At 64.2% G+C, this 25,157-nt stretch carries 24 protein-coding genes; 11 read left to right on the top strand and 13 right to left on the bottom strand.

Features of this window, described 5'->3' with window-relative positions; genetic code table 11:
- Positions 1-234 precede the first annotated feature (234 nt).
- Positions 235-1,470, bottom strand: coding sequence for an ROK family protein (locus tag NKI32_RS13830; RefSeq protein ID WP_023695480.1), 1,236 nt, complete (start codon positions 1,468-1,470; stop codon positions 235-237).
- A gap of 166 nt (positions 1,471-1,636) precedes the next feature.
- Here NKI32_RS13830 and NKI32_RS13825 point away from each other — a divergent pair, with 166 nt between their 5' ends.
- The 3 genes from NKI32_RS13825 to NKI32_RS13815 all read left to right on the top strand — a co-directional run bounded on the left by NKI32_RS13825 (position 1,637) and on the right by NKI32_RS13815 (position 5,531).
- Positions 1,637-2,293, top strand: coding sequence for an SGNH/GDSL hydrolase family protein (locus NKI32_RS13825; RefSeq protein WP_023695479.1), 657 nt, complete (start codon positions 1,637-1,639; stop codon positions 2,291-2,293).
- 158 nt (positions 2,294-2,451) lie between these two features.
- Complete coding sequence (locus NKI32_RS13820) at positions 2,452-3,597, top strand: sugar ABC transporter substrate-binding protein (protein WP_032895848.1); 1,146 nt, start codon at positions 2,452-2,454, stop codon at positions 3,595-3,597.
- A gap of 71 nt (positions 3,598-3,668) precedes the next feature.
- On the top strand, positions 3,669-5,531 hold the full coding sequence (locus tag NKI32_RS13815; RefSeq protein ID WP_084566284.1) for an ATP-binding cassette domain-containing protein: 1,863 nt from the start codon (positions 3,669-3,671) through the stop codon (positions 5,529-5,531).
- 18 nt (positions 5,532-5,549) lie between these two features.
- On the opposite strand, the gene NKI32_RS13810 is transcribed toward NKI32_RS13815, so the two are convergent.
- From NKI32_RS13810 to NKI32_RS13800, 3 genes are all read right to left on the bottom strand, one after another.
- Positions 5,550-6,554, bottom strand: a complete 1,005-nt coding sequence (locus NKI32_RS13810) for a zinc-dependent alcohol dehydrogenase family protein (RefSeq protein ID WP_023708699.1) — start codon at positions 6,552-6,554, stop codon at positions 5,550-5,552.
- 48 nt (positions 6,555-6,602) lie between these two features.
- On the bottom strand, positions 6,603-6,875 hold the full coding sequence (locus tag NKI32_RS13805) for a hypothetical protein (protein WP_353002841.1): 273 nt from the start codon (positions 6,873-6,875) through the stop codon (positions 6,603-6,605).
- Between the two features lie 86 nt (positions 6,876-6,961).
- Positions 6,962-7,714: a DUF899 domain-containing protein gene (locus NKI32_RS13800; RefSeq protein ID WP_023695474.1), complete on the bottom strand. Its 753-nt coding sequence runs from the start codon at positions 7,712-7,714 to the stop codon at positions 6,962-6,964.
- Positions 7,715-8,103: 389 nt separating this feature from the next.
- On the opposite strand from NKI32_RS13800, the gene NKI32_RS13795 reads away from it, so the two are divergent.
- Both NKI32_RS13795 and NKI32_RS13790 read left to right on the top strand, forming a co-directional pair.
- Positions 8,104-9,324, top strand: a complete 1,221-nt coding sequence (locus NKI32_RS13795; protein ID WP_353002840.1) for a helix-turn-helix domain-containing protein — start codon at positions 8,104-8,106, stop codon at positions 9,322-9,324.
- Between the two features lie 29 nt (positions 9,325-9,353).
- Complete coding sequence (locus NKI32_RS13790; RefSeq protein ID WP_023730380.1) at positions 9,354-9,986, top strand: Vgb family protein; 633 nt, start codon at positions 9,354-9,356, stop codon at positions 9,984-9,986.
- Between the two features lie 52 nt (positions 9,987-10,038).
- Here NKI32_RS13790 and NKI32_RS13785 read toward each other — a convergent pair whose 3' ends face one another.
- Positions 10,039-10,344: a hypothetical protein gene (locus NKI32_RS13785; protein ID WP_023689804.1), complete on the bottom strand. Its 306-nt coding sequence runs from the start codon at positions 10,342-10,344 to the stop codon at positions 10,039-10,041.
- Positions 10,345-10,628: 284 nt separating this feature from the next.
- Here NKI32_RS13785 and NKI32_RS13780 point away from each other — a divergent pair, with 284 nt between their 5' ends.
- Entirely contained in the window at positions 10,629-10,973 is a 345-nt protein-coding gene (locus NKI32_RS13780; RefSeq protein WP_023685493.1) for a PQ-loop domain-containing transporter, read from the top strand.
- A 37-nt stretch (positions 10,974-11,010) separates the two neighbouring features.
- Here the strand turns inward: NKI32_RS13780 and NKI32_RS13775 are convergent, their stop codons facing one another.
- Entirely contained in the window at positions 11,011-11,742 is a 732-nt protein-coding gene (locus NKI32_RS13775) for a DUF2270 domain-containing protein (RefSeq protein WP_023673885.1), read from the bottom strand.
- 239 nt (positions 11,743-11,981) lie between these two features.
- Here NKI32_RS13775 and NKI32_RS13770 point away from each other — a divergent pair, with 239 nt between their 5' ends.
- Positions 11,982-14,276 carry a cation:proton antiporter domain-containing protein gene (locus tag NKI32_RS13770; RefSeq protein ID WP_353002839.1) on the top strand — a complete coding sequence of 765 codons (2,295 nt, stop codon included), beginning with the start codon at positions 11,982-11,984 and terminating at the stop codon, positions 14,274-14,276.
- A 30-nt stretch (positions 14,277-14,306) separates the two neighbouring features.
- On the opposite strand, the gene NKI32_RS13765 is transcribed toward NKI32_RS13770, so the two are convergent.
- On the bottom strand, positions 14,307-15,515 hold the full coding sequence (locus NKI32_RS13765; RefSeq protein WP_023708705.1) for an MFS transporter: 1,209 nt from the start codon (positions 15,513-15,515) through the stop codon (positions 14,307-14,309).
- A gap of 244 nt (positions 15,516-15,759) precedes the next feature.
- On the opposite strand from NKI32_RS13765, the gene NKI32_RS13760 reads away from it, so the two are divergent.
- The gene (locus tag NKI32_RS13760) at positions 15,760-16,188 is read left to right on the top strand and encodes a VOC family protein (RefSeq protein WP_353002908.1); all 429 of its coding nucleotides are present in this window, start codon (positions 15,760-15,762) and stop codon (positions 16,186-16,188) included.
- Between the two features lie 95 nt (positions 16,189-16,283).
- Here the strand turns inward: NKI32_RS13760 and NKI32_RS13755 are convergent, their stop codons facing one another.
- Positions 16,284-16,871, bottom strand: coding sequence for a dihydrofolate reductase family protein (locus NKI32_RS13755; RefSeq protein ID WP_353002838.1), 588 nt, complete (start codon positions 16,869-16,871; stop codon positions 16,284-16,286).
- Positions 16,872-17,008: 137 nt separating this feature from the next.
- Between NKI32_RS13755 and NKI32_RS13750 the strand changes: the two genes are divergently transcribed.
- Complete coding sequence (locus tag NKI32_RS13750) at positions 17,009-17,425, top strand: winged helix-turn-helix transcriptional regulator (protein ID WP_353002837.1); 417 nt, start codon at positions 17,009-17,011, stop codon at positions 17,423-17,425.
- 455 nt (positions 17,426-17,880) lie between these two features.
- A complete protein-coding gene (locus NKI32_RS13745; protein WP_023708708.1) occupies positions 17,881-18,984 on the top strand; it encodes a flavin-containing monooxygenase in 1,104 nt (367 codons plus the stop codon).
- A gap of 20 nt (positions 18,985-19,004) precedes the next feature.
- Here NKI32_RS13745 and gcvA read toward each other — a convergent pair whose 3' ends face one another.
- Positions 19,005-19,904 (bottom strand): transcriptional regulator GcvA, encoded by a 900-nt coding sequence (gene gcvA, locus NKI32_RS13740; protein WP_023733984.1) that lies wholly within the window; start codon positions 19,902-19,904, stop codon positions 19,005-19,007.
- A gap of 117 nt (positions 19,905-20,021) precedes the next feature.
- Between gcvA and NKI32_RS13735 the strand changes: the two genes are divergently transcribed.
- Positions 20,022-20,726, top strand: coding sequence for an SDR family oxidoreductase (locus NKI32_RS13735; RefSeq protein WP_353002836.1), 705 nt, complete (start codon positions 20,022-20,024; stop codon positions 20,724-20,726).
- Between the two features lie 30 nt (positions 20,727-20,756).
- On the opposite strand, the gene NKI32_RS13730 is transcribed toward NKI32_RS13735, so the two are convergent.
- The 4 genes from NKI32_RS13730 to NKI32_RS13715 all read right to left on the bottom strand — a co-directional run bounded on the left by NKI32_RS13730 (position 20,757) and on the right by NKI32_RS13715 (position 25,152).
- On the bottom strand, positions 20,757-21,659 hold the full coding sequence (locus NKI32_RS13730; RefSeq protein ID WP_023673469.1) for a carbohydrate ABC transporter permease: 903 nt from the start codon (positions 21,657-21,659) through the stop codon (positions 20,757-20,759).
- A gap of 1 nt (position 21,660) precedes the next feature.
- Positions 21,661-22,560 (bottom strand): carbohydrate ABC transporter permease, encoded by a 900-nt coding sequence (locus tag NKI32_RS13725; RefSeq protein ID WP_502897954.1) that lies wholly within the window; start codon positions 22,558-22,560, stop codon positions 21,661-21,663.
- A gap of 141 nt (positions 22,561-22,701) precedes the next feature.
- Entirely contained in the window at positions 22,702-24,027 is a 1,326-nt protein-coding gene (locus NKI32_RS13720; RefSeq protein WP_023828768.1) for an ABC transporter substrate-binding protein, read from the bottom strand.
- A gap of 39 nt (positions 24,028-24,066) precedes the next feature.
- A complete protein-coding gene (locus NKI32_RS13715; RefSeq protein ID WP_353002834.1) occupies positions 24,067-25,152 on the bottom strand; it encodes an ABC transporter ATP-binding protein in 1,086 nt (361 codons plus the stop codon).
- Positions 25,153-25,157 lie beyond the last annotated feature (5 nt).

The raw sequence follows: 25,157 nt of genomic DNA, 5'->3' as shown, positions 1-25,157 counted from the left end.
CCTGGCAACTGCCGCCTTACGCCGACGAAGGCATTCTGCGGCATGAGGTCCGTTAAGAGTATGCAACCTGCCACAGGATAAAGTGAAAGCCCCGTCACCGCCAGACCATGGCAGCCGATTTCTTTCAGCGCTGGTTGACCGTAGGGTGGCAGTAGCACGCGCTTCGAGATCGGGTATGTGACAAGTCTCACAGATCGCTGTTTTGGTGATCCGCCCGGCCGGCCAGCCGCAACCCTACTCCTTGAAGAGCAGGTCCTTGTCGTTCGAATATTTGACCAGCAGCGGAATGCTGGCGCCGCCGATGACGGGACCGAGATGGCCAAACGTCCCTTCGATGACCGAGAACGGCTCGGGACGATCGACAAGGATCCGTGCCAGCTTTCTGCGCATGGCCTTGGCGATCTCCTTGCGCACGCCATTCGGTATGGCGCCATCGATCACCACATTGTCGATGTCGAGCAAGGCAACGGCGCTGCGGGCGGCATAGGCAAGCCCGTCCGAAACCTCATCGATCCACGCGGTGAGCGGCTCTCCAAGGTCTCCCCAATCGTCAGGCGACGACCAGATGCGGCCGGCATCCTTGTCCCCATTGTCCTGGTCGTTGAGCTTGCCGGCGAGCGAATGCAGCGAAGCGACGCGCAGCAACGGCATCATGCGGTCGCCCTTGCGCCCCGGCGCGGGCACCGGCATGTCGCCCAGCGCCCCGGCCAGCTTGTTGCGGCCGGGGAACAAGTGATGATCGAGCACCAGGCCGCCGCCGATGAAGTGCCCGACATAGGCGTAGAGAAAGTCGGCGCGGGATCCGCCGGCGCCAAACATCAGTTCGGCCGCGGCCGACACCGTGGCGTCGTTGTAGAGGAACACCGGCCAGTCGAACGCCCGGTCCAGTTCGGCGCGAATGTCGATTTCCTTCCAGGCATCCAGCCTGCCCGCCGGCACCGCGCCCTCTTCGCTTAGGTTCCACTGATGGAATGGCGAGGCGATGCCAAGACCCGCGATGCGGTCTTTTTCTATCGATCTGTGCTTGCGGCACATGCGCGCGATGGCGCCCTTGGCGAATTTCATCACCTCGACGGGCGTCGGATAGTCGAACAGCGTGCGTTCGAACGCCATCACGTTGCCGACGAAATTGACCAGGGCGACATCGGCGCTGCGATGGTCGACCTTGAGGCCGAAGGCGTACGCGGCTTTCGGGTTCAACGCATAGGGAACCGAGGGTTGCCCCAGCCGTCCGCGCAAAGGCTCCAGGCGCAGCAGCAGCTTGTTGTCGGCGGCGCGGTTGACGATGGTGGTGATGGTTTGCGCGGCCAGCCCGGTCAGCCGCGTCAAATCGGTCTTGGCCAGCTGGCCGTGCCGGCGGATCAGCGAGACGATCAGGCGTTCGTTGTAAATGCGGCTCTCGGCCTGCGTGGTTCCGCCGCTGCGCCCCTCGGCGATCTTTTCGAGACTGAAGAAGCTGGTGCCGGTCACGCTTTCCCCTGCGCAAGGAGTTTGGCCGCAAGGCGAGCCGATCAAAGCGCTGACGTAGCAATGCGGGCCTGGCAAGGCAACACTTAAATCCACCCGATGGAAAAATGTAGTTGACGCCAGCCGGCCTGCTGTCGTTCAAAGTATACAAGCCTGGAGGAGCAATGCCGTGACGCAGACCCGGACCATCATGTGCTTTGGCGATTCCAATACCTATGGCGCCATTCCCACCCTGGCCCGCGTCGGACGGCACCGCTTCACGCCCGACCGCCGCTGGCCGGGCATCATGCGCCGCCAGCTCGGCAACGGATGGGATGTGATCGAAGAAGGGCAGGGCGGGCGCACCACCGTGCACGACGATCCGATCGAAGGTCTCCACAAGAACGGGCTCAAATCGCTCCCGGTGTGCCTGGAAACGCATATGCCGCTCGACCTCGTCATCCTGATGCTCGGCACCAACGATCTCAAGCATAGGTTCTCGGTAACGCCGAATGACGTCGCTGATTCCATTGAGATCTTGGCCAGAATTGTCCTGCGCAGCGAAGCTGGCCCCGCGGGCGTGGCGCCCGCGGTCCTGATAGTAGCGCCGCCGCCGATGCTGGAGGTCGACTGGTTCGGCCAGATGTTCCTGGGCGGCGCCGCAAAGTCGATGCACTTTGCCGGCCTGTTCCGCGATGCGGCCCGGCGCGCCGGCGCCGCGTTCTTCAACGCCGGCGATGTCGTCGAGTCGAGCGCGGTAGACGGCATTCACCTCGACAGCGACGCGCATCGCGTGCTCGGCACGGAATTGGCCAAAGTCGTCCAGTCGCTGATCGCCAAGGCGTGATCGCGTGGGCGAGTCACCCGACTATCTCTGATTAATTAATTCCACTGGAAAAAGTTTTGACTTGCGAGCGGGAAGGTGGGTATCTGGGGAGACTGGGAAGAGTAGCGACCGCGAGGCTTGCGATGCGCGGCAACAATCAACGACAGGGAGGAAGTAAAATGCGATCTGACAGGAACATGATGCTGGCGACGCTGCTCGGCGTTGCCGGTGTGCTCGCGGGCGGTACCATTCTGGCAAGCGCGCAGGACGGCCCGGCCGGGCTCACCAAGCCGGCGGTATTTGCGCCGTTCGATCCGAAGGCGCCGGCCTGCAGCCCACCGCCCGGCCTGAGCAAGGTGCTGGCCTTCGCGCAGGACAACGAGCGTGAATTCATGCAGGGCGTCGACCGCGGCCTGGCCGCCGCCGCCAAGGATCGCGGCCTGGAATATCGCCGCGCGCTTGCCAACAATGACGCCGCCAAGGGGGTCGAGCAGGTGCAATTGTTTCTCGCCTCCAAGATCGGCGGTCTGGTCGCAGCCCCCGTGGACCCGGCCTCGATGAGCCGCAGCCTGCAGGAGCTTATCTGGTCGGGCGCCTATGTCGGCACCATCGTGCCGCCGCCGGCGACGTCGCTGCTCAACGCGCCGCAATACGAGACCGGCAAGGTGCTGGCCGAAGCGGCCGCGGCCTACATAAAGGACAAGCTCGGCGGCAAGGCCAATGTCGTCATCCTGTCGCATGACAGCATGGAATTCCTGGCGCCGCGCTTTGCCGCCATGCGCGACATCTTCAAGGCTATGCCAGGCGTCACCATCGTCGCCGACATCTCGCCCAATCCCGTCAACAAGGAAGGCGGCTTTGCCACGATGAGCACCATTCTCCAGGCCCATCCCGACGTCGATGTCGTGCTCGGCGCCGACACGGTCGTGCTCGGCGCGCTGGCTGCCCTGGAAGCGGCGGGCAAGGCGCGGCCGGACCAGTTCCTTGGCGGCATCGACGGCGAACCGGAGGCAGTCGCCGCGATCAAGAAAGGCGGCGGTCCCTACAAGGCAAGCATCAGCCTGGCGTCGCCGGTCTTCGCTTATGCCATGGGCCAGCATGCCGCCGACTGGCTGGAGGGCAAGAGCATCCCGCAGGCGATGGATATCCTGCCCGTGGCGCTGACCAGCGACTACATGGCCCAGTACGAGGCCGATGTCGCCGACCCGGCCGCGGTCTACAAGGACCCGAAGCGCCGCGACATCTATCTCAGGATGTACGGCAACATCTGCTACGACACGCGCGACCAGTATGTGAATTTCCCCTGGTCATCCGAGGCAAAGTAGCGCCTGTTTTTCCCGCGCGATACGGGCGGGTCAGCCTGACCTGAAACCGCCCGCTTCAGTCAGAGGCTAGCATGAGCACAGACAGCCTTCGAACGGGGACGACACCGCTGCAAACGGGCCGGTTTTCATCCTTGCTGCCGGGCGTCAAGGCGCCGGGCGAAGCGTCTGGCCGCATCGGGCTGGCGCTGGTCGCGCTGGGCTTGATCATCGCCTTCTCGCTGTTGAACAAATCCTTCTTCAGCCTCGACAATTTCGTCGTCATTGGCGTCAACTCGACCTCGATCCTGATCGCCGTGCTCGGCACCTCCGCGCTGCTGATCGCCGGCTATGTCGACCTCTCCATCGGCAGCATGGTCGCCTTGATCGGCATCATCACTGCCAAGGTTGCGGTGGCGACGCAGAGCGCGCCGCTGGCAATCTGCGTCGGCCTGGGTCTGGGCCTTTTGCTCGGTCTGCTCAACGGTCTGCTGGTGCGCAGGCTGAGCATCTCGCCGTTGATCGTCACGCTGGCGATGCTGGCGCTCTATGGCGGCCTTGCCTTCGTCGTCTCCAGCACCGCGGTCTATGGTTTTCCCGAGGCTCTGCTCGAATTGGGGCGGGGCAAGATCTTCGGCATCCAGTACACCGTGATCATCGCCGCATCTGTCTTTGTCATCGGAGCCTTTGTCTTGACCAGCACGGTCACCGGCTTGAGGCTCTACGCCATAGGCGGCGACCCGCGCGCAGCCGAACTCTGCGGCATTCCGGTGGGGCGCACGGTGGTTGGCCTCTACGCCGCCAATGGCTTGCTGATCGGCCTGGTCTCGGTTCTGATCGCCGGTCGTCTCGGCAGCATCACGCCGACCATCGGCGTTCGCTTCGAGCTCGACGTGCTCACCGCTGCAATTCTCGGCGGCGTTGCGTTTTCCGGCGGCTCCGGCAGGCCGCTCGGCATCGCCATCGGTGTTGCCACCATCGGCATCCTAAATGCAGGATTGATCTTCGTCGGCCTGCAATCATGGTGGCAATCCATTTCGGTGGGAAGCATGCTGTTGCTGGCGTTGGTGGCCGACCAGGCTGCGATCGGTTTTCGCGGCCGGCGCGCTCGGGCCGCCGCGACCAACTTCACGGTGGCGGACAATGGTGCCGTCGCCTCGGCCGGCCCTGCCGTGACGGCGGGCAATGCAGAAGCCCCGCAAGGTCCGGCATTCTCGATTGCCGGCGCCCGCAAATCCTACGGCGCGCTGACGGCATTGGAAGAGGCGAGTTTCACGGTCGGCAAAGGCGAGATCGTCTGTCTGCTCGGCGACAATGGCGCCGGCAAGTCGACGCTGGTGAAGATTATTTCGGGCGCCATCCAGCCCGATGCCGGCGCGATGACCCTCGAGGGCCAGCCGATTTCCTTCAGGAGCCCGCAGGATGCACGCGGCGCCGGCCTGGAGACGGTCTATCAGGATTTGGCGCTCTGCCCGAACCTCAGCGTCGCCCACAATATGATCCTCGGGCGTGAGGAAACGCGGCGTTGGCTCGGTGTCTTCCCGGTTCGCGACGACCGAAAGGCCGCCGAGCAGTGTCGTGCCCGGCTTGCCGCGCTGGGCGTCACGCTTCGCGACGAAAACGTTCTGGTGCGCTCGCTGTCGGGCGGCCAGCGGCAGTCCATCGCCATTGCCCGCGCGCTTGCCGATCACGTCAAGCTGATCTGCCTCGACGAGCCTACCGCCGCGCTCGGCGTCAAGCAGACCGCGCAGGTCGTCAAGCTGATCCGTTCGATCGCCGCCAGCGGCACCGGCGTCATCCTGGTCACGCACGACCTGTCGACGGTCAGGGCGCTGGCCGACAGGATCGTCGTGCTCAGCCTCGGCAGGGTGGCTTACGACGGCTCGGCCAAACAGCTGACCGCCGATCAGCTCTGGGGCCTGATGGCAAGCGGGACGCTGGCGCCGGCCGCTGGGTAGGAATGCCGATCGCAGGATCTAAAGCTCGAGGCAGACCTTGCCGAAATGCCTTTGCGCTTCGTAGTGCCTGAAGGCGGCGGCGATATCCTGCAGTGGAAAGCTGCTGTCGATGACAGGCTTCAGGCGGTTGACCTCTATCGCACGGATCATGTCCTGCTGGTCGGCTTTGCTGCCGATGGAAATTCCGCTGATGCGGATCTGGTTTGAAAACAGCGCCGGGATTGAAACTTCTGCTGCAAAGCCGGTCAGGACGCCGATGAGTGCGATATGCCCGCCTGTCCGGCAGGCCGCTATCGACTGCGCCAGCGTCGCCGGTCCGCCGACCTCGATCACATGATCGACGCCGCGTCCGTCCGTCAGTTCCCTGGCCCTGCCGCCCCACTGCGGCACCGCCTTGTAGTTGATGACGCTGTCGGCCCCGAGTCGTCTGAGCTTCTCCAGCTTCCCTTCATCGGACGAGGTGGCGATGACCCTTGCGCCGGCAGCCTTGGCAAATTGCAGCGCAAACAATGACACGCTGCCGGTGCCAAGGATCAGCACCGTGTCGCCGGGCTTTACCTTGCCGCATGTCACCAGCCCGCGCCAGGCGGTGACGCCCGTGCAGGTCAGCGTTGCCGCCTCGAGATGCGTATAGCCCGCCGGCGCCCTGGTGAATGCGTGCGCCGGCATGCACACATACTCGCTGGCGAAGCCGTCGAAACTGTCTCCGGGAATGTCGCGGCTTGTATCGGATCTCATGTCGCCGGCCAGCCACCAGGGGTAGAAAACACTGACGACGCTGTCGCCCGGCTTGAACGTGTCGACGCCGTCGCCGATGGCGATCACCTCGCCGGCGCCATCCGACAGCGGCACGCGGCCGTCGGCGAGCGGCACCTTGCCTTGTACGGCGAAATCGTCGCGCATGTTCAGCGCGCAGGCGCGAATCCTGACCAGCATTTCGCCCGGCCCAGGCCGGGGCTGATCCTCCTCGACCAGGTCGAGCTTGTCCAACCCGCCCGGCGCTCTCAGCCTGACCAGCTTCATTGTCTCTCTCCGACGTAAAGAGCGTTAGCATGGCGGCGGCGGTCCAGCCTATCGCCGGACCGGCCGGCCGGAAATCACGCGCAGCCAAGGCGCCAGATGGACGGCGCTCATCAAGAGATACATCAGCGGCATGCCGGTGAGCGGGGAGGCATCGGCCCCCAGGCACGACATGGCGCCGTCGCCAGCGTGAATGCAGGTGAGCAGCGCCATCACGGCGAAAACAGGGGCCGCGGCGAGGCATAGCCACTCGGCGGTGCGGAGAGAAACTGCATCGGAGCGTTGAGGGACCTCACTGCCGGTGCCTGTGCTGATATCGCTCATGGTCATAATCCCTTGATGATCAATGCCCGGCTTTCCTGTCCCGTGAGGGACAGGAAACCAAGCTGGATGGGCGCCGCTCCAGGTCCTTACTTGCCGTCCTTGTTGCGGAACGCGGCTTCGCCGGCCGCCGACACTTCCTCCCACGTCTTGTCGGGTGCGGCGTCGTAATTGTCGTGCCAATTCCACCAGCTGTAGAGCTCGGTCTGCGGATAGCCTTCGGGCGAATCCTCCCAGATTTCCTGGCGGCCGAGCGGCGTTGCGTCGAGGTAGCTCCAGACCGTGCCCATCTGCTCGTCGCCGCGGTTGTTGATGAAGTAGGTGCGATACACTTTCTTGCCGTCCTGGATGAACACGTTGTGGCCGTGCCATTCGTCGACGCCGAAATCCTTGTCGAAACTGTCGGTGATTGTGTACCAGGGCATCTCCCAACCCATCCGCTGCTTCAAGCTGGCAATGTCGGCCTGCGGCGCGCGAGAGGCGTAGGCAAGCGTGGTGTTGCGGGCGTTGAGATGGGCGAGATGGCCGACCTGGTCGGCGCCGAGCGAACAGCCGCGGCAGGCATGTTCGGGCCAGCCGTGGACGCCGGGTTCGTAGAAGGCGCGGTAGACGATCAACTGGCGCCGGCCCTCGAACAAATCGAGCAGGCTCGCTTTGCCGTTGGGACCCTCAAACACATAGGCCTTGTCTACTTCCATCCATGGCATGCGCCGGCGCTCGGCCGACAGCGCGTCCCTGGCGCGCATCGTTGCCTTTTCCTTCACCAGCATCTTTTCGCGCTCGGCTTCCCATTCCTGCCTTGAAACGACCGGTGGGGTCTTCATTGCCACGTGCTTGGTCATCGCTTGTTTCCTTTGCCAGTTGTTGAGCCGTTGTGGCTTGTCGTTGCCTGTTGATCGTGAGGCAGGCTAGGGCCGCGAGGCGGAGAGGGCGGAGTTACAAATGTGACGGCATTTGCAGGCGGGCCACCGCAGCAGGGGTGGCGAGGCCGCACGGTGGGCTCGAGGTCCTCGGAAGCAGGCATGGTCGGTTTTTCCTTATTGAGAAGCTTAACGCGACTGTCTGAGATGCTCAGGCTAGCGAATGCGAATATTGCCGTCAACGCAGGCCTGGGCGTCTTCAACCAGTCCAGATGGCTAGGTCGCCGTCCGCGGCTTGCTGCTTGGCGGTGGTGACTTAAGTTAGGGCCGGTAAGGGGAGCGGTGGGAGTTACAAATGTGACGGGATTTGCATGGACTCGCTGATCACCGCGGCAGGGCTGGCGCTGGCGGCGGGCAACCCGCTGGCGGCACTCGACCGCGTCGCCTTGCGCGAGGATGCCCCGGCGCTGGCGTTGCGCGGCATTGCCATGGCGCAGCTCGGCGATTTCCATCGCGCCAAAGTACTGTTGCGTAGGGCCGGCCGTGCCTTCGGTCCAAAGGAGGCGGTGGCGCGCGCCAGGTGCGTTGTCGCCGAAGCCGAGATCGCGCTTGTTTCGCGTGATCTCAGCTGGCCGTCCAAGGCGCTCGACGCGGCGCGGTCGACATTGGAAAAGCATGGCGACCGGCTGAACGCGGCGCATGCCGGGCATCTCAAAGTGCGCCGCCTGCTGCTGATCGGCCGCCTCGACGAAGCTGAAGACGTGCTGGCTGGGCTCGATCCGTCGCCGCTTCCGCCGGCCTCACGCGCCGCGCATGAACTCGCGGTTGCCGGCATCGCCATGCGGCGCCTGAAGACGAAGGCCGCGCGCGCAGCCCTTGAGTGGGCGCGCCATGCCGCCCGCCGGGCCGGCATTCCGGGTCTCATGGCGGAGGTCGACAGCGCCTTCCTGGCGCTGGAGACGCCGGCGGCGCGGCTGATCGCAGGCGGCGAGGAGCATCCGCTGTTGCTCGAAGAAGTCGAGGCGCTGCAGGCGTCGCGCGCGCTGGTCGTCGATACGTTCCGCTATATCGTGCACAAGCAGGAAACAACGATCTCGCTGGCAACGCGGCCGGTGCTGTTTGCGCTGGCGCGCGCGCTTGCCGAAGCCTGGCCGGCGGATGTGCCGAGGGCGACGCTGATTGCCCGCGCCTTTGGCGGCCGGCATGCCGATGAATCGCATCGCGCCAGGCTGCGGGTCGAGATCGGCCGGCTGCGCGCCGAATTGCGGCCGCTGGCGGGCATCGGCGCGACCAGCCAGGGCTTTGCGCTAAAGCCGCGCGAAGCAGGCTCCGTGGCGGTGCTGGCGCGGCCGATCGAGGAGCGGCACGCCGCGGTGCTGGCCTTCCTGGCCGATGGTGAATCCTGGGCCAGCTCGGCGTTGGCGCTGGCGCTGGGCGCCGGACAGCGCAGCGTACAGCGGGCGCTCGAGCAGTTGGCCGAGACCGGCAAAGTGCAGTCCTTCGGCCACGGCCGGGCGCGGCGCTGGATGACGCCACCGGTCGCTGGTTTCACGACCACCTTGTTACTCCCGTCGCCGCTGCCGAACGGCTAGGAAAGGTGACCATGATCGAGGACCAGGACATGAAACATTCAGCAGCGGAAATCCTGCGCGAATACGGGCCCTTTCCTGATGTCGACACCGTGCACGGCGTGAGCTTCGACGGACAGAATGTCTGGTTTGCGACGGGCGAGCGGCTGACCGCCTTCGATCCGGCAAGCGGCGAGACGCTGCGCTCGATCGATGTCGCGGCACATGCCGGCACCGCCTATGACGGCCGGCATCTGTTCCAGCTCGCCGGGGACCGCATCCAGAAGATCGACCCCGATACCGGCAAGGTGCTCTCCACCATCCCGGCGCCCGGCGGCGGCCGCGATTCCGGCATGACCTGGGCCGAGGGCACGCTCTGGGTGGGGCAGAACCGGGAGCGCAAGATCCACCAGATCGATCCCGAGACCGGGAAAATCCTGCGCACCATCGACTCAAACCGCTTCGTCACCGGAGTGACCTGGGTCGATGGCGAGCTCTGGCACGGCACCTGGGAAGGCGACCAGAGCGATGTCCGGCGCGTCGATCCGCAAACTGGCAAGGTGCTGGAACGGCTCGACATGCCGGCGGGGGTGGGCGTTTCCGGGCTCGAATCCGACGGCGGCGACCGCTTCTTTTGCGGCAGCGGCCCCGGCGGCATGGTGCGATCGGTGCGTCGGCCGAAGTAAGGCCGTCAAGTATTGGGCCGGCAGCGTATTTCCTACGGTCATCCCGCCGAGATCATATCCCGGAGCCGTCGAGCAGCGGGACGTCTTCGCCTTGCCACGGACTTGGCATTGAAGCCCGGCTCAGATTGGCCGTCGGCAGCGGCATCCAGCATTTCAACTCCGGTTCGGGGTATTCGATCACCCGTCCTGGCGACGAATCGGAAGAGCGCCAGCCCTCCGTGCCGAACTGGTCGGCGCGCGACCAGTAAGCGAGGTCGACCTCGGCCGGCCCCTGTTCCGATGGCCTGACCGTGACCAGGATGCGGCTGCCGTCCTTGGGCGCGCTCGCCATGTGCCGCCAGCGATCGGGTTCGTCCATTCTCATGTCCTCCTGCACGTTGCAGGGATAGTCGCCGCGCTCTTGGCAGCGGTCAACCCGAACTTTGCCCAAGCACGAGATCTGTTTAGTACTCCCGCGCCGTCGGCCGAAACAGGATCTGGTTCATGTCGACCTCGTCGGGCTGGCTCACGGCGAACGCCCACATGGCCAAAGAATCCGGGTGCCGGGCCGCAACAGGAAAATCGAAGCCGGCATGTGAACGGGCTCACATGCCGCCACTGCAAGGAACGCTATGGGACGTCCGGCCATGACAGGGGTTTCGGATGACACTTGCAGATCTGTCTTTTTATCTCTTCACTATTTTCAATGGCTTGCGCGTGGTGTCCTACCTGCCGCAGATCGTGCGGGTGGCCCGGGACAGGCACGGGGCGTCGGCGATTTCCTACGCGACCTGGCTGTTGTGGACAGGCGCCAACGCCACGACGGGACTCTACGCCCACATCAATCTGAACGATCCCGCTCTGGCGGCGATCAACTGGCTGAACGCCGTATGCTGCGTGCTGGTCATCGCGCTCACCGCCTACAAGCGCCATCGCGCACGGCTTCCGGTTGAGGAAGCCGCAAGCCGGTCGGAAGCGACCGCTCTGTTGGTCGACAATGTCTGCTGAAGATCACCGCGGCAGATTGCGCTTTTCGAGGCCGCTCTCAGACATGCACGGTGCCATGCGAAAGCTCGCCCTCGTCGCTTGAGATGAGGAAAGCGGCTGCGAGCAGGCCGACATAGAACAGCCCGACCATGCACACGACATAGATGCCTGGAACCGGGCCGAGCTGCGCCACGCGCGCGGCGTCGAGAAATGACGCGCCCAAGCCTATCGGCGACCCTTCGCGCTGCAGACTGGGCGTCGTGATCTTCAGCACCCACGCCAGCATCAGGATCGTGTACATGAAAATGTAGTTGCGGCGCAGCCGGCGCACCAACGCCGCGCGTTGCGAGATCAGGAAGCGCGGCGAACGCAGGCCTTCGCCGACGATGGCCAGCCAGTTGGAGGCGTAGTCGGGCTGCGGCGAGAAGATCTGCGCGAAATAATAGCGCTCGAACTGGCGCACCCTGGCCCGGTAGACATCGAAGAAACGATAGCGCCGCGCCTCGATCCATAGCAGCAGCGTGGTCAGCAGCATGGCAAAGAGCAGCACCCCGTGATGGGCGCTGGGCGTCGAGAGTGAGACTGAGAGCATGGCGGCGACGACAGTAATCGCCCAGTTGCTGGTACGGTCCAGCCGGTCGCGCCAGCCGGCCATGCGGGCGATTTCGGCGCGGTGGAAATGCGACATGGTGGCCACGAATTCCGATGAGGTGAGCTTCAGCGCGAACGCATCAGAGGCCCGCGGCGCTGCAGCCGCTTCGTCGGTTTTCACGGTCTTGACCTGGGACATCCCTTGCCACGCGCCTCCCAACGCCATGGCCGGCCGAAACGACGCCGGTCATCCCCATCCGCGCAACGCGCAATCGGTTGAAAATGTTCCGTCGCCGGCCCGGGTCTCGGCGGTTTATCCGCAGTCAGATAGGCCCGTTATGCGATTCAGGTAAGGAGGAACCTGCGGCGCGCTAAGGGAGCGTGGCGTGCAACCGATCTCGCCCTCAAAACGTTATACCGGGCACAATGAGGGGGTGCATGTCCTTCGTGGTCAACCGGCGCCGGTCGGTCGCGCTTGCCGCAGCAGCTTTCGCATTCATGCCGGCCGCATCGTTGGCAGCCGAAAAGACCGGCATGTCCAGCGAGGGCATTTTCGTTCTCGAAATCCTCCTTCTGCTTCTCGTCGGCCGCGGCATCGGCGAGTTGCTGGAGCGTCTCGGCCAGCCGGCGGTGATGGGTCAGCTCATCGGCGGCATCCTGCTCGGGCCATCGCTGCTCGGTTGGCTATTGCCGGAAGCAGAACGCGTGATCTTTTCAGGCGACGCCACCCAAAAGAGCATGATCAGCGCCATCGCCCAGCTCGGCGTGTTGATGCTTCTGTTGCTCACCGGGATGGAGACGGATCTGCGGCTGGTGCGCAGGGTCGGCCATGCGTGCTTTTCCATCTCCGCCGCGGGCGTCGCCGTGCCTTTCGCGCTCGGCTTCACCGCCGCGCAGTTCATGCCGGCCTCGCTGCTGGCCGACGGAACCGAGCGCATTGTCGCCGGTCTCTTCCTCGGCACGGCGCTGTCGATCTCCTCGGTCAAGATCGTCGCCATGGTGGTGCGCGAGATGAACTTCATGCGCCGCGATCTCGGTCAGATCATCGTCTCGTCGGCCATCATCGAGGACACGATCGGCTGGGTGATCATCGCCATCACCATCGGCATCGCAACCAAGGGGCGCATCGAGCTCGGCAGCCTTGCCTTCACCATTGTCGGCGTCGCCGCCTTCATGGGGTTTTCCTTCACGATTGGCCGCCGCATCGTCTTCGACGCCATCCGCTGGACCAACGATACGTTCCGCAGCGAATACGCCGTCGTCACCGTCATTCTCGCCATCATGGGCGCAATGGCGCTGATCACCGATCTGATCGGCGTCCACACCGTGCTCGGCGCCTTCGTCGCCGGCATACTGGTTGGGGAATCGCCGATCCTGTCGCGTCATATCGAAGGGCAATTGCGCGGCGTCATCATGGCGCTGTTCATGCCGGTTTTCTTCGGCGTCGCCGGCCTTTCGGCGGATCTCACCGTGCTTGTCGACCACGAGCTTGCGCTACTCACGGCCGCTTTGGTGCTGATCGCCAGCTTCGGCAAATTCGCCGGCGCCTTCATCGGCGCCGAGCTTGCCGGCATGAGCCGCAAGGAAGGCATCGCCGTCGGTTGCGGCATGAACGCGCGCGGCTCGACCGAAGTCATCGTCGCCTCTATTGGCCTGTCGATCGGCGTTCTGTCGCACAATCTTTTCACCATGATCGTGACCATGGCCGTCATCACCACGCTCGCCATGCCGCCGACCTTGCGTTGGGCACTCGGCCGCTTGCCGATGGGCGAGAACGAGAAGAAGCGTCTGGAGCGCGAGGAGATCGACCAACGCGGCTTCATCGCCAATCTGGAACGACTGCTGGTGGTGACCGATGAGGGCGTTGTCGGCCGCTTTGCCGCTTACCTCGCAGGAGTCGTGGGCGCCGGCAGGCCGACGACGGTGCTGCATGCCCGAGGCGAGGGGGAGGAGGCCGAGCCCGGCACGGATGCGAAGCTCGAGCCGATCGAAAAGGGTGCCGAGGACAGCCGCGAGGCCGCCAGGAGTTCGGACGAGGAACTGACCCGCGCGGCGCCTGTCACGCGGCGCCACGAGGCCGAGCTTTCGGCCGAAACGGTTGCCAAGGAGGCGCGCAAAGGCTATGGGCTGCTGCTGATCGGGCTCGGCCGCGCGGTCACGTCGAAAGGTGGGTTTGCCCGCCGCATCAACGAGATCGCCGGCGCCTTCGAGGGCCCGCTATGCCTGGTGCTGAAGGCGACCGGCGCCGGCCGCCAGATGCCAAGGCTAGGACCTGAAGGCGGGAAGATTCTGGTTCCGGTCAACGGCACCGCGATCGCCCGCCGGGGTGCCGAAATGGCGCTGGCGATTGCAGCGGTCACGGGTGCGCGGGTCAAGATACTTTATGTCGCGCGCGTCGGCCGCGACGAACCGCGCGACACTGTCTCGCATCGCCGCAGGGAGGCGGTGCTGAAGGATACCGTCGCACTAGCCGACCGCTATGGCGTCGAGATCGAGACGGCCATCCGCAGCCGGGCCGCCGCCGCCGATGCCATTGCCCGCCAGTCCGGCAGGGGGGCGGCGCTGATCGTCATGGGCGTGGCGCGGCGCCCTGGCGAGGAACTCTTCTTCGGCGAGACGACCACCGGCGTGCTGCAGCGCTGCCAATGCCCGGTGGTGCTGATCTCGGACGCCAGGCTCAGCCGCGACGACGAGGGCAGGGAAGAGCTGCGCTCGGGAACGGGGACAGGGTGATGAGTATTTCCCCTCGAGGGGAAATTTCGCTCATGCCGCCTGCAGCCTCTCTCGGCCGGGCTGCGGCGGGAAGGCGATGGCGATGCCGGCAGCACCGAGGCCGATCAGCGCCGAGCCGATGAACAGCCAGGAATAGCTGGCATAGGCGTCGAAGATCATGCCGCCGGCGAGCGGGCCGAACGACATGCCGAGGCTGGACAACAGGGTCGCGGCGCCAAGTATCGTGCCGATGATGCGTGGCCCGAAATAGTCGCGCGCCAGAACCGCATAGAGCGGCATGACGCCGCCATATGTGGCGCCGAAGATGATCGCCAGGAGATAGAACTGCTCGAGATTGCCGACGGCGAGATAGGCGGCGATCACCACCGCCTGGATGGCGAGGCCCACGATCAGCACCGGCTTGGCGCCCAACCTGTCGCCGAGCACGCCGTAGAGCACGCGCCCGCCAAGGCCGGCAAGGCCCTCGACGCTGTAGATCGACACGGCTGCCATCGGCGCCACGCCGCACGACATGGCATAGCTCACCATGTGGAAGATCGGCCCCGAATGCGCCGCGCAACAGGCGAAGAAGGTCATGCCCAGCACCAGGAATTGCGGCGAGCGCAACGCCTGGCCGACTGACATGCCGGGGGCCGCGGCAGGCGCGGGCGCGCTGCCATCCGCTGCCGCGACCGCCGCCGACGGCTGGCGCACCAGGAAGACGGCCGGCAGCAACAGCACCCAGGCCATGATCCCGATGTCGAACATGGCGGTACGCCAGTCATAGGCCGTGATCAGCCAGCGTGCGAAGGGCGAAATGGTCATCGGCGCCACGCCCATGCCGGCCGAGACCAGCGACACGGCCAGGCTGCGATGGGTCTCGAACCAGGCGGTGGTCAGCGCGATCATCGGCGCGAAGAAGGCGCTGGCCGCCAGCCCGACGATGACGCCATAGCTCAGCTGGAAGACTAGCAGCGATTGGGCTCGGCTCGCCACCACCAGCGACAGGCCGAGCAGCACCGCGCCGGCAAAAACCACCGGGCGGGCGCCGACACGGTCATAGATGGCGCCCCAGGCGAAACCGCCTGCGCCCATCACCAAGAAATTCAGCGTCATGGCGCTGGAAATGCCGGTTCGCGACCAGTTGGTGTCGAGCGCCATCGGCTCGAGAAAGATCGCCAGCGAAAACATCGCGCCGAGCGCCACACAGGTCATCAGCGCGCCGCACGCGACGATCACCCAACGGTAGGAACTGTTCATGCTCTTCTCCCGAGATCGGTTTCGATGCGGCGCCACTCGCTCCAGCTCCGTTGCGCCGCTTGCGTCCGAAGGACGTTGGCGGGATTTCGAATCCGACAATCCGGTTGCATTTTTTATCCGGTCTGCGTGGAAGTCCATCCGGATATGACAAAAGCAGGTGTAAGGCTGCCAAGCGCGCCGACAAATAGACTGCCGAATTGACGAGCCGCTCCGCGGCGCTAGCTTTGTGGTCTCGCGACGGGAGATATCGCTCATGGAACTGCATCGCGGCCGCCTCATCGACCACGTCCAGCTGGTGGTCAGGGACCTCAAGGCGAGCCGGCGCTTCTATGAAGCCGTCTTCAAGGTGCTCGGCATTCCGATCGGCGGCGAGGCCGAGGACTATTTCTGGGCCGACGAACTGTTCATCTCAAGCCTCGACAGCCGGGCGGCGAAGGGACAGCTGACCGGGCGCCATCATCTGGCCCTCCAGGCCAGGGACAACGCCATGGTCGATGCCTTCTACAAGGCCGGCCTCGATGCCGGCGGCGCCGACAATGGCGCGCCGGGTGAGCGGCCCTACCACCCCGGCTACTACGCCGCCTTCCTGCTCGACCCCGACGGCAACAACATCGAGGCGGTGTTTCACGGGCCGGCAAAGCGAAGTGCCGCTTCGGTCGAGATCAATTTCTAGCGCAGGTTCACGAGGAGCGGGTTGCGGTGATCCGTCCGGAGTTCTCGTAAAAACAAAGAGTTGAAGCGGTCCACGGATTCAATCGCTGAACTGCTTCACATTGCCGGCGCGTAGCGGTTCACCACCATTCCGCAGGCATAGGCTTTAGAGCCGAGCAGGCGCAATTTCCGGAAGCCGCCACGGTCGAAAATCCGCTCGCCGTCGCCCAGCGCGGCCGGATTGATGAACAGCTGGAACTCATCGACCAACCCCGCTGCAATCAGCGCCGAGGCAAAGCCGGCGCCGCCGAATACCGCCATGTCGCCTTCACCTTCAGCTTTCAGCGCCTTGACCTCGCGCGGCAGGTCGCCGCTGGCAAGCGTCGTGCGCTCCCACCGCGATGCCGCGAGCTTGTCGCTCAGCACCACCTTGCGCGCCTCGACGATGCGCTGCGCAAAGGCGTAGAAGGAATCGCGCGGATAGTTTTTTGCCGCATTGCCCCAATGGGTTAGATAGCCTTCTTCGGCCATCTTGCGGCTGAGCAGAATGGTATCGATGCCGGCGAACACCGCGTTGAAATCCTGCTTCAAGTCGTCGTCCCACGGGCAGTTGGCGCCCCATTCCCAGAGCTGCCAGTGCTCATCGCCGGCCGCGCCGACAAAACCGTCGACCGACATCTGCATCTGCAGGATCAGTTTTCTCATCGTTGTTCTCCTGATTGTGCTCTGGTGTCACCAGCGCCAGGTCAGGCGGCGTTGGTGATTGCTTTACTTTCGGAACCATTGACACGAGAGAAAAATGATGTCAATCGTAAAGTGATTTAGAAATGGAAGCATTGAGAATGTCGACCAGGGAAAGATCCGGCTGCCCCATCAGCCTGTCGCTCGAATTGCTCGGTGACCGCTGGACGCTGCTGATCATCCGCGACATGATTTTAGCGGGAAAAAGGCACTTCCGGGAGTTTCTGCTATCAGGCGAAGGCATCTCGTCGCGCACGCTGGCCGAGCGGCTGCAGACCTTGCAGGATGAGGGCATTGTCACCAGAAGCGACGACCCCACGCACAAGCTCAAGGCGATCTATAAGCTGACCGAGGCGGGCATCGACCTGTTGCCGGTGCTGGCGACGCTCGGCGCCTGGGGCAGCAAATACCGCAACGCCGATGACAAGCTGGCAAGGATCGCCGATGAACTGGCGACGGGCGGCGAGGCAGGCCTGGAGCAGATAAAGAAGAAGCTGCGCGCCGAGCATATCGGCTAGGGAGCAACGCCAGCCCTCCCTTCGGGCCGATGGCGGGCTACATCGACACGACGTCGCGCAGTCTCACCCTTCCCATCCCGCAAATCGCTGTGGCCGGAGCCATGTCTGCTTCGGATTGCCATCGCCCGAACCACGGCCTCTTCCAGCCAGCGCGCGATGGCGGGGGCGGCATGCATGCCGATTGGCCCATGCCGCCATGCACGTAGAGCTCTTCGACCGCGGTGCGGCCGGCGACAGGCAGCCCGTCCGACAGCATGGGCGATTGCCGGGATAGACATTCGTCACCGGGGGTGAGCCGAGACCGGACAGGATGCGCAGCGTGCGGGCCGCGATGCGAAGGCGTCTCGGCGCTAGCGCGCCGATCCACCTTCTCCAACAAGGGGAGAAGGTGAGGCGCGCCTTGTCCCGCCTGCGCTTCTACGCGTAGCCTAAGGAGCTAGCGGGAGGAGAATCGCTTGGACACCACTGTCGTTATTGTCGGCGCCGGGCCCGCCGGCCTTGCGGTCGGTGCCTGCCTGAAGCGGGCAGGAGTGGATTTCATCCTGCTCGAAAAATCGCAGGAGATCGCGCCCGCCTGGCGGCGGCACTATCGGCGGCTGCATCTGCATACGGTCAAGTCGTTCTCTTCGCTGCCGTTCCTGCCCTTTCCCAAAAATTATCCGCGCTACGTGCCGCGCGAAATGGTGGTCCGCTATCTCGACGACTACGCGGAAAAATTCGATCTGCGCCCGCGCTTCGGCGTGACGGTGAAAGCCATTCGCCTCGGGGACGGCGGTTTTCTGGTCGAGACAGGATCGGACAACATCAAGGCGCGCCATGTCGTCATCGCCAGCGGTAACAATGCCGAGCCGATCGTCCCCCGGCTCCCTGCTATCGAGGCTTTCAAGGGCGAGGTGCTGCACAGCGCCGACTATACGCAAGCGGCGCCCTTTGCCGGCCGCTCGGTGCTGATCGTCGGCATGGGCAACACCGGCGCCGAGATCGCGCTCGACTTGGCGGAAAGTGGCGCGCGTCCGACCATTTCGGTGCGCAAGGGCGTCCACATCGTGCCGCGCCAGCTGTTCGGCGTGCCGATCCAGATGGTCGGCATCGCCAGCCGGCCGATGCCGCAGGCGCTGAACGACTGGATGTTCCCGATCATCCTCGATTTCGCGCTGGGCAAGCTCGAGAAATACGGCATCGTCAGGCCGAAGCAGGGCATCCTGCAGCAGATCGACGAAGTCGGCCGCATCCCGGTCATCGACGTCGGCACGGTCGACGCCATCACCAAAGGCGCCATCAAGATCGCACCCGACATAGCGGGCTTCACCGAGCGCGGCGCTGCGTTCACCGACGGCAGGCAGGAAAATTTCGACGCCGTCATCCTCGCCACCGGCTATCGCCCGGGCTACGAAAAGTTTCTGCCCGTGGAATTGCAGCCGGAGCGCAGTGGCGTCAACGCCCGCGCCTCTCAACTCGGCCTCTACCTCGTCGGCTTCTACAATCCGGTCACCGGTCTGCTACGAGAAATCGGCAGGGAGGCGAAGGCGGTGGCGGCCGACATTGCGCGGCGGCGGTAAAAGGGGAGATCGGCTATCCATCACAGCCGCGCCGCATCGCCCTCATCCAGCAGCCATCGCCGCACGGCTTGCGTCGGTTCTGGGTGCCGTTGCTTGCGCGGCATCACGACATAGAAATCGTGCGTCCCACGCATCTCCGCGTTGATCGGCTGCACCAGCCGGCCGGCGGCAATGTCGGCGGATACGAGAAACCGGCTGGCCAGCGCGATGCCCTGGCCGGCAATGGCGGCGTCGATCGCGAGGCCTGTCTGGTTGAAGCGCATGCGTTTGGCCTCGGCGGCCATCCTCAGGCCGAGCGCCTTTTCCATGAATTCCGGCCATAGATTGTGCGCGTCGTGCAGCAGGACGTGGTGCTGGATGTCGGTCGGCGCGATCTCGTTCGCGCCGGTCGGCAGCAGGGCAGGGCTGCAGATGGCGACGATCTGCTGTGGAAACAAAAGATCCACCATCAGGCCGGCGCCGAAGGGCAGGCGGCCTTGCCTGACCGCAATGTCGACGCCGTCGGCCTGAAAACTCGACAGGCTTTCGCTGGCCAGGATTCGCAAATCGACCAGCGGGTTGTGGGCGACGAACTCCGGCAGTTTGGGGATCAGCCATTTGGTGGCAAAGCTCGGCGTGACGCTGATCGTCAGCCGCGCCGGTTCGGGCCGCAGCAGCAAGGTGGCCTCCGAGATCAGCTCGAAGGCGCGGCGGATGTTGGGCATATAGGCGCGGCCCTCATCGGTCAGCGCCAGGCCGCGCGGCAGCCGGTCGAAGAGTTTTGTGCCGAGATCGGCCTCCAGCCCGCGTATATGCTGCGCCACCGCCCCTTGCGTCACGTTCAGCTCTTCGGCGGCGATGCGGAAGTTGAGATGACGCGCGGCGGCTTCGAAGGCACGCAGCGCATTCAATGGTGGCAGGCTCAGGAAGGCTTCAGGCATGCAGGAGTTTTTCTACAGCTTGATTTCAGGCTTTCTGGTTCGAACCAGATGGCAAGACCGGCTATATCATCCTTTGAAGTCGCGAGACACACGCCGCAAAACCCCAAGGAGAGAAAAATGAGTGTAGAAAAAGTGGCAGTCGTCGTCGCGGGTGGCAGCGGCATGGGCGCGGCGGCGGCCAAGCGGCTGGCGGCGGACGGGTTCAAGGTCGCGATCCTGTCGTCCTCCGGCAAGGGCGAGGCTCTGGCCAAGGAGCTTGGCGGCCTCGGCGCCACCGGCTCCAACCAGTCGAATGACGATCTGCAGCGGCTCGCGGATCTGACGCTCGAGCGCTTTGGCCGCATCGACGTGCTGGTCAACAGCGGTGGCCACGGGCCACGCGCGCCGATCCTCGAAATCACCGACGAGCAGTGGCACACCGGTCTCGACGTCTATCTGATGAACGTCATCCGGCCGGTGCGCATCGTGGCGCCGCAGATGGTCAAGCAGAGGGCCGGCGCCATCATCAACATCTCGACCGCCTGGGTGGTCGAGCCGAGCCCGATGTTCCCGACCTCGGCCGTATTCCGCGCCGGCCTTGCCGCCTACACCAAGATCTTCGCCAACACCTACGCCGCCGACAATGTGCGCATGAACAATGTGCTGCCCGGCTGGATCGACAGCCTGCCGGCCACCGAGGAGCGCCGCGACAGCGTGCCGATGCAGCGCTACGGCACCTCGGAGGAAATTGCCGCGACCATCGCCTTCCTCGCTTCCGAAGGTGCGGGCTACATCACCGGCCAGAACATCCGCGTCGACGGCGGCATCATCGGCGCGATCTGACCGCGCGGTCGCCTCGCGTGAGCCGGCGCGTCACTCCTTCACCGCGCCGGTCATCGACGAGACATAGTGCTCGACGAAGAACGAATAGAGCACCACCACCGGCAGCGAGCCGATCAGCGCTCCCGCCATCAGCGCCCCCCATTCGTAGACGTCGGAGCGCACCAACTCGGTCAGCACACCCACCGGCACGGTCTTGTTTTCCGAGGACTGGATGAATGTCAGCGCATAGATGAACTCGTTCCATGACAGGGTGAAGGCGAATATGCCGGCGGAGATCAGGCCGGGCACCGACAGCGGCAGCACGATCTTGGTGAGGATCTGCCACCGGCTCGCTCCGTCTATCAGCGCGCATTCTTCCAGTTCGAACGGGATGGAGCGGAAGTAACCCATCAACAGCCACGTGCAGAACGGCACCAGGAAGGTCGGATAGGTAAGGATGAGCGCGAAGGGCGTGTCGTAGAGCCCGAGGTTGAACACCATTACCGACAGCGGAATGAACAGGATCGAGGGCGGCACCAGATAGGCGAGGAAGATGCCGAGGCCGACCTGCCGCGCCCCGGAAAACCGCAGCCGCTCGATCGCATAGGCGGCGAACACCGACGCCAGCAGCGACAGGAAAGTAGCGGCGGTCGAGATGATGATCGTGTTGAGCAGCCAGCCCGGATAGGAGGTTTCGAACAGGAGATAGCGGATATGCTCCAATGTCGGATGCACCACCCAGAACGGATTGAACTGCGCATAGTCGGTCATCTCGAGATTGGGCTTAACCGCCGTGATCGTCATCCAGTAAAACGGAAACAACAGCACGAAGACGAACACCAGCAGCGGCAGATAGACCGTCACCACGCGGCGCGGCAGGCTCTGCAGGTAGCCCATGCCGCCTTCGTCGATATCCCCACGTTTCGCCTTCCTTGTCGCGGCCGTCTTGACCATGTCAGTCTCCGCCGCCTTGTTGCCATTTGCGGCGTTGCAGGCCGAAATAGCTGAACAGGATCGCCGCCAGCAGGAACGGGATCATGGCCACCGCGATGGCCGCGCCCTCGCCAAGCTGGCCGCCGGAAATGCCGCGCTGGAAAGACAATGTCGCCATCAGATGCGTGGCATTCACCGGTCCGCCGCGGGTCAGCACGTAGATCAGCTGAAAATCGGTGAAGGTGAACAGCACCGAGAAGGTCATGGTGATGGCGATGATCGGCGTCAGCAGCGGCAGCGTCACATAACGAAACAACTGCCAGCGACTGGCGCCGTCGAGCGTGGCCGCCTCGTAGAGCGACTGCGGAATGGTCTGCAGGCCGGCGAGCAGCGTGATGGCGACGAAAGGAATGCCGCGCCAGACGTTGGCGGCGATAACCGAAGCGCGCGCATTCTCCGGATCGCCGAGGAAATTGATGCGGTGGTCGATCAGGCCCATTTGCTGCAGCGCCCAGGACAGGATGGAGAACTGCGAATCGTAGATCCACCAGAAGGCAATGGCTGACAGTACAGTGGGCACCACCCAGGGCAGCAGGACTATCGCGCGGAAGAACGATTTGAACGGCAGGTTTTCATTGAGGATGAGCGCCAGCCACAGGCCGAGCACGAACTTCAGGATCGAGGCGCTGACCGTGTAGAGCAGCGTGTTGAAGACGGAGAGCCAGAAGACGTTGTCACTCCAAAGGTACTGATAATTCTCGACGCCGATGAAGATGCCGGGGCGGCCGATCCGGGCATCGGTGAAACCGAGCCAGACGCCCAGCCCGAGCGGATAGGTCAGGAAGACCAGCAGCAGCGCCGCCGCCGGCAGCATGAAGCCGAAGCCCAGCGCGTTGCGGCTTTCGGAGATCCGCGAAAGCATCGACGGACGCGGCTGGGCGGCAACGGACGGCACGGCCATGGAGGGCTCCTCATCGGGGAATCAGGTCACGGCGTCAACGGCCGCCATGGGATTGTGCGACGGGCCGGGCAGCGCACTAGACGCTGCCCGGCGGTGCCGTGATCAAACGCGGTAGTAGCGGTTGGCGCGCTTCTCCGCCTCCTCCATCGCCTCCTGCGGCGTCGCCTGGCCGGTCACCGCCTTGGCGAACATGTCGACCAGGACATAGTCGGCCATGGTCGCCGCCGAGGCATAGCCGAGCGGCCCGGCATAGCCGTTGGGGCGCAGCGTCGCCGAGGCCTTGGCATAGGCGGCATTGTTCGGGTCGGCCGTCCACACCGGATTGTTGTCGAAGGCCTTCAGCGTCTGGCAGCAATAGCCCGCCGAGGAGGTGATCCAGTCGGTCATCTGCGGATCCTCGAACATGAACTGCAGATAGGCCTTGGCCGCATTGGGGTAGGGCGTGTAGTTGAAGATGACGGCGGTGGTCACCTGGAACAGTTCGACCGATTTCCCGACGGGACCGATCGGCAGGTTGGTGGTGCGGATGTCCTTGGCGATCTCAGCCAGCTTCGGATCGTTGTCCTTGTTGATCTTGGCCGTATTGTAGGCGGAAATGCCGTTGGCGATGACGCCGAGTTCGCCGGCCAGGAAGGCGCGGTTGTTATTGACGTCGAGCCAGCTTTCGGTCCCGGGAATGAAGGTCTTGTAGAGTTCCTGCGCGTATTCGATCGCCTTTAGCGTCTCGGGGCTGTTGATCGCCACCTTGCCGCTCTCGTCGACCATCTGGCCGCCATGGCTCCACAGCAGCCAGTGCGCGTAATTGTTGCCGTCGCCGACGCCGTGGCCGTGCGTGAAGCCGGCCGGATGTCCCTTCGCCTGCAACGCCTTGCAAAGCTCGAGGAAGCCTGCCGTGTCCTTCGGAAATTCGGAGAAGCCGGCCTCCTTCACCCAGCTTTCGCGATAGACGATGGCATTGCCGATCGTGGCCAGCGGCAGGCCGACGAACTTGCCGTCCCGCGTCGCATATTGCTTTGGTCCGTCGTGCCAGCCGCCATATTTCGAGCCCAGATACTCGCCGAGCTCGGTCACGTCGTGCAGCTTGTCGGGATATTGATGCGGGTCGTCGAACCAGACGAACATGAGGTCCGGGCCGGAACCGACATTGGCGGCGACCGCTGCCTTGGGGCGAATGTCCTCCCAGCTTTCCTTGTCGACACGAACCTCGACACCTGTCGCCTCGGTGAAGCGCTTGGTGTTGGCCAGCCATTGATCCTCATCGCCCTTGACGAAGGGCGACCAGCGCAGCAGCCGCAGCTTTGCGCCTTCCTCGGGCTTGTATTTCAAGCCCTCCTGGGCAAAAGCCGGCGAGCCGACGAACCGGCTTCCCAGAGCTCCCGCCGCGGCACCTGCGGTCGTGCGGATTACATCGCGTCTCGTGAATTTCATGGTCGTCTCCTCCGGTTTATCTTCCTTGCTATGCGGTCCTTACCATCCGTTACGCGTTTCAAATCGTGTTCCGGTCTTGCCGTCAAAGAGATGAATCAGGCCAGGCGCGGCAGAGAGCCGTATGGTTTCGCCCGGTGTGAAGGCATGGCGTTCGCGGAAATTAGCGACGATCTCGTCGCCGCCGGCGGTGCGGCCGATGATCTGCACTTCCGACCCGGTCGGCTCGACCACCGCGACGGTGACTGGAATGACTTGGTCTGACGATAGCCGCAAATGCTCGGGCCGTATTCCCAGCACCACCGGATGACCGTTGCCAACGGCCGGCGCGCCGGCCAGCGGCACGGAAATTCCCCCGGCGCCGCGAAAGGACGGAGACCCGTCGGTGACGATCTCGCCCTTGATCAGGTTCATGGCGGGCGAGCCGATGAAACTGGCGACGAAGAGATTGTTTGGCCTGTCGTAGAGCTCCAGCGGCGGTCCGATCTGTTCGACGATGCCGTCATGCATGACGACGATCTTGTCGGCCATGGTCATGGCCTCGATCTGGTCGTGGGTGACATAGACTGTGGTCGTCTTGAGCCGCTGGTGCAGTTCCTTGATCTCGGCGCGCATCTGCACCCTGAGCTTGGCGTCGAGATTGGAGAGCGGTTCGTCGAACAGGAAAACCTGTGGATCGCGCACGATCGCCCGGCCCATGGCGACGCGCTGGCGCTGGCCGCCGGAAAGCTGGCGCGGATATCGCGTCAGCAATGGCACCAGCCCGAGGATTTCGGCGGCGCGCTGAATGCTGGTAGCGCAATCGGCCTTCGAAACACCTTTGAGCATGAGCGAGAACGCCATGTTCTCGGCGACCGTCATGTGCGGGTAGAGCGCGTAGTTCTGGAACACCATGGCAACGTCGCGCTCTTTCGGCGCAACGTTGTTGACGACCCGATCCCCGATCGCGATCTCGCCCCGAGAAATCTTTTCCAGGCCGGCGATCATCCTGAGAAGGGTCGATTTTCCGCAACCCGACGGGCCGACCAGCGTGACGAATTCGCCGTCGTCGATATCCACACTGACGCCATGCAGGACCTCGACGGTCCCGAACGATTTGTAAACATCGCCGATCGCGACAGACGCCATCGATC

It is taken from the genome of Mesorhizobium sp. M0761, from assembly GCF_040320205.1.
Taxonomy (GTDB): domain Bacteria; phylum Pseudomonadota; class Alphaproteobacteria; order Rhizobiales; family Rhizobiaceae; genus Mesorhizobium.
Note: the sequence above shows the minus strand (reverse complement) of the source record. Positions and strands in the feature narration are given on the sequence as shown.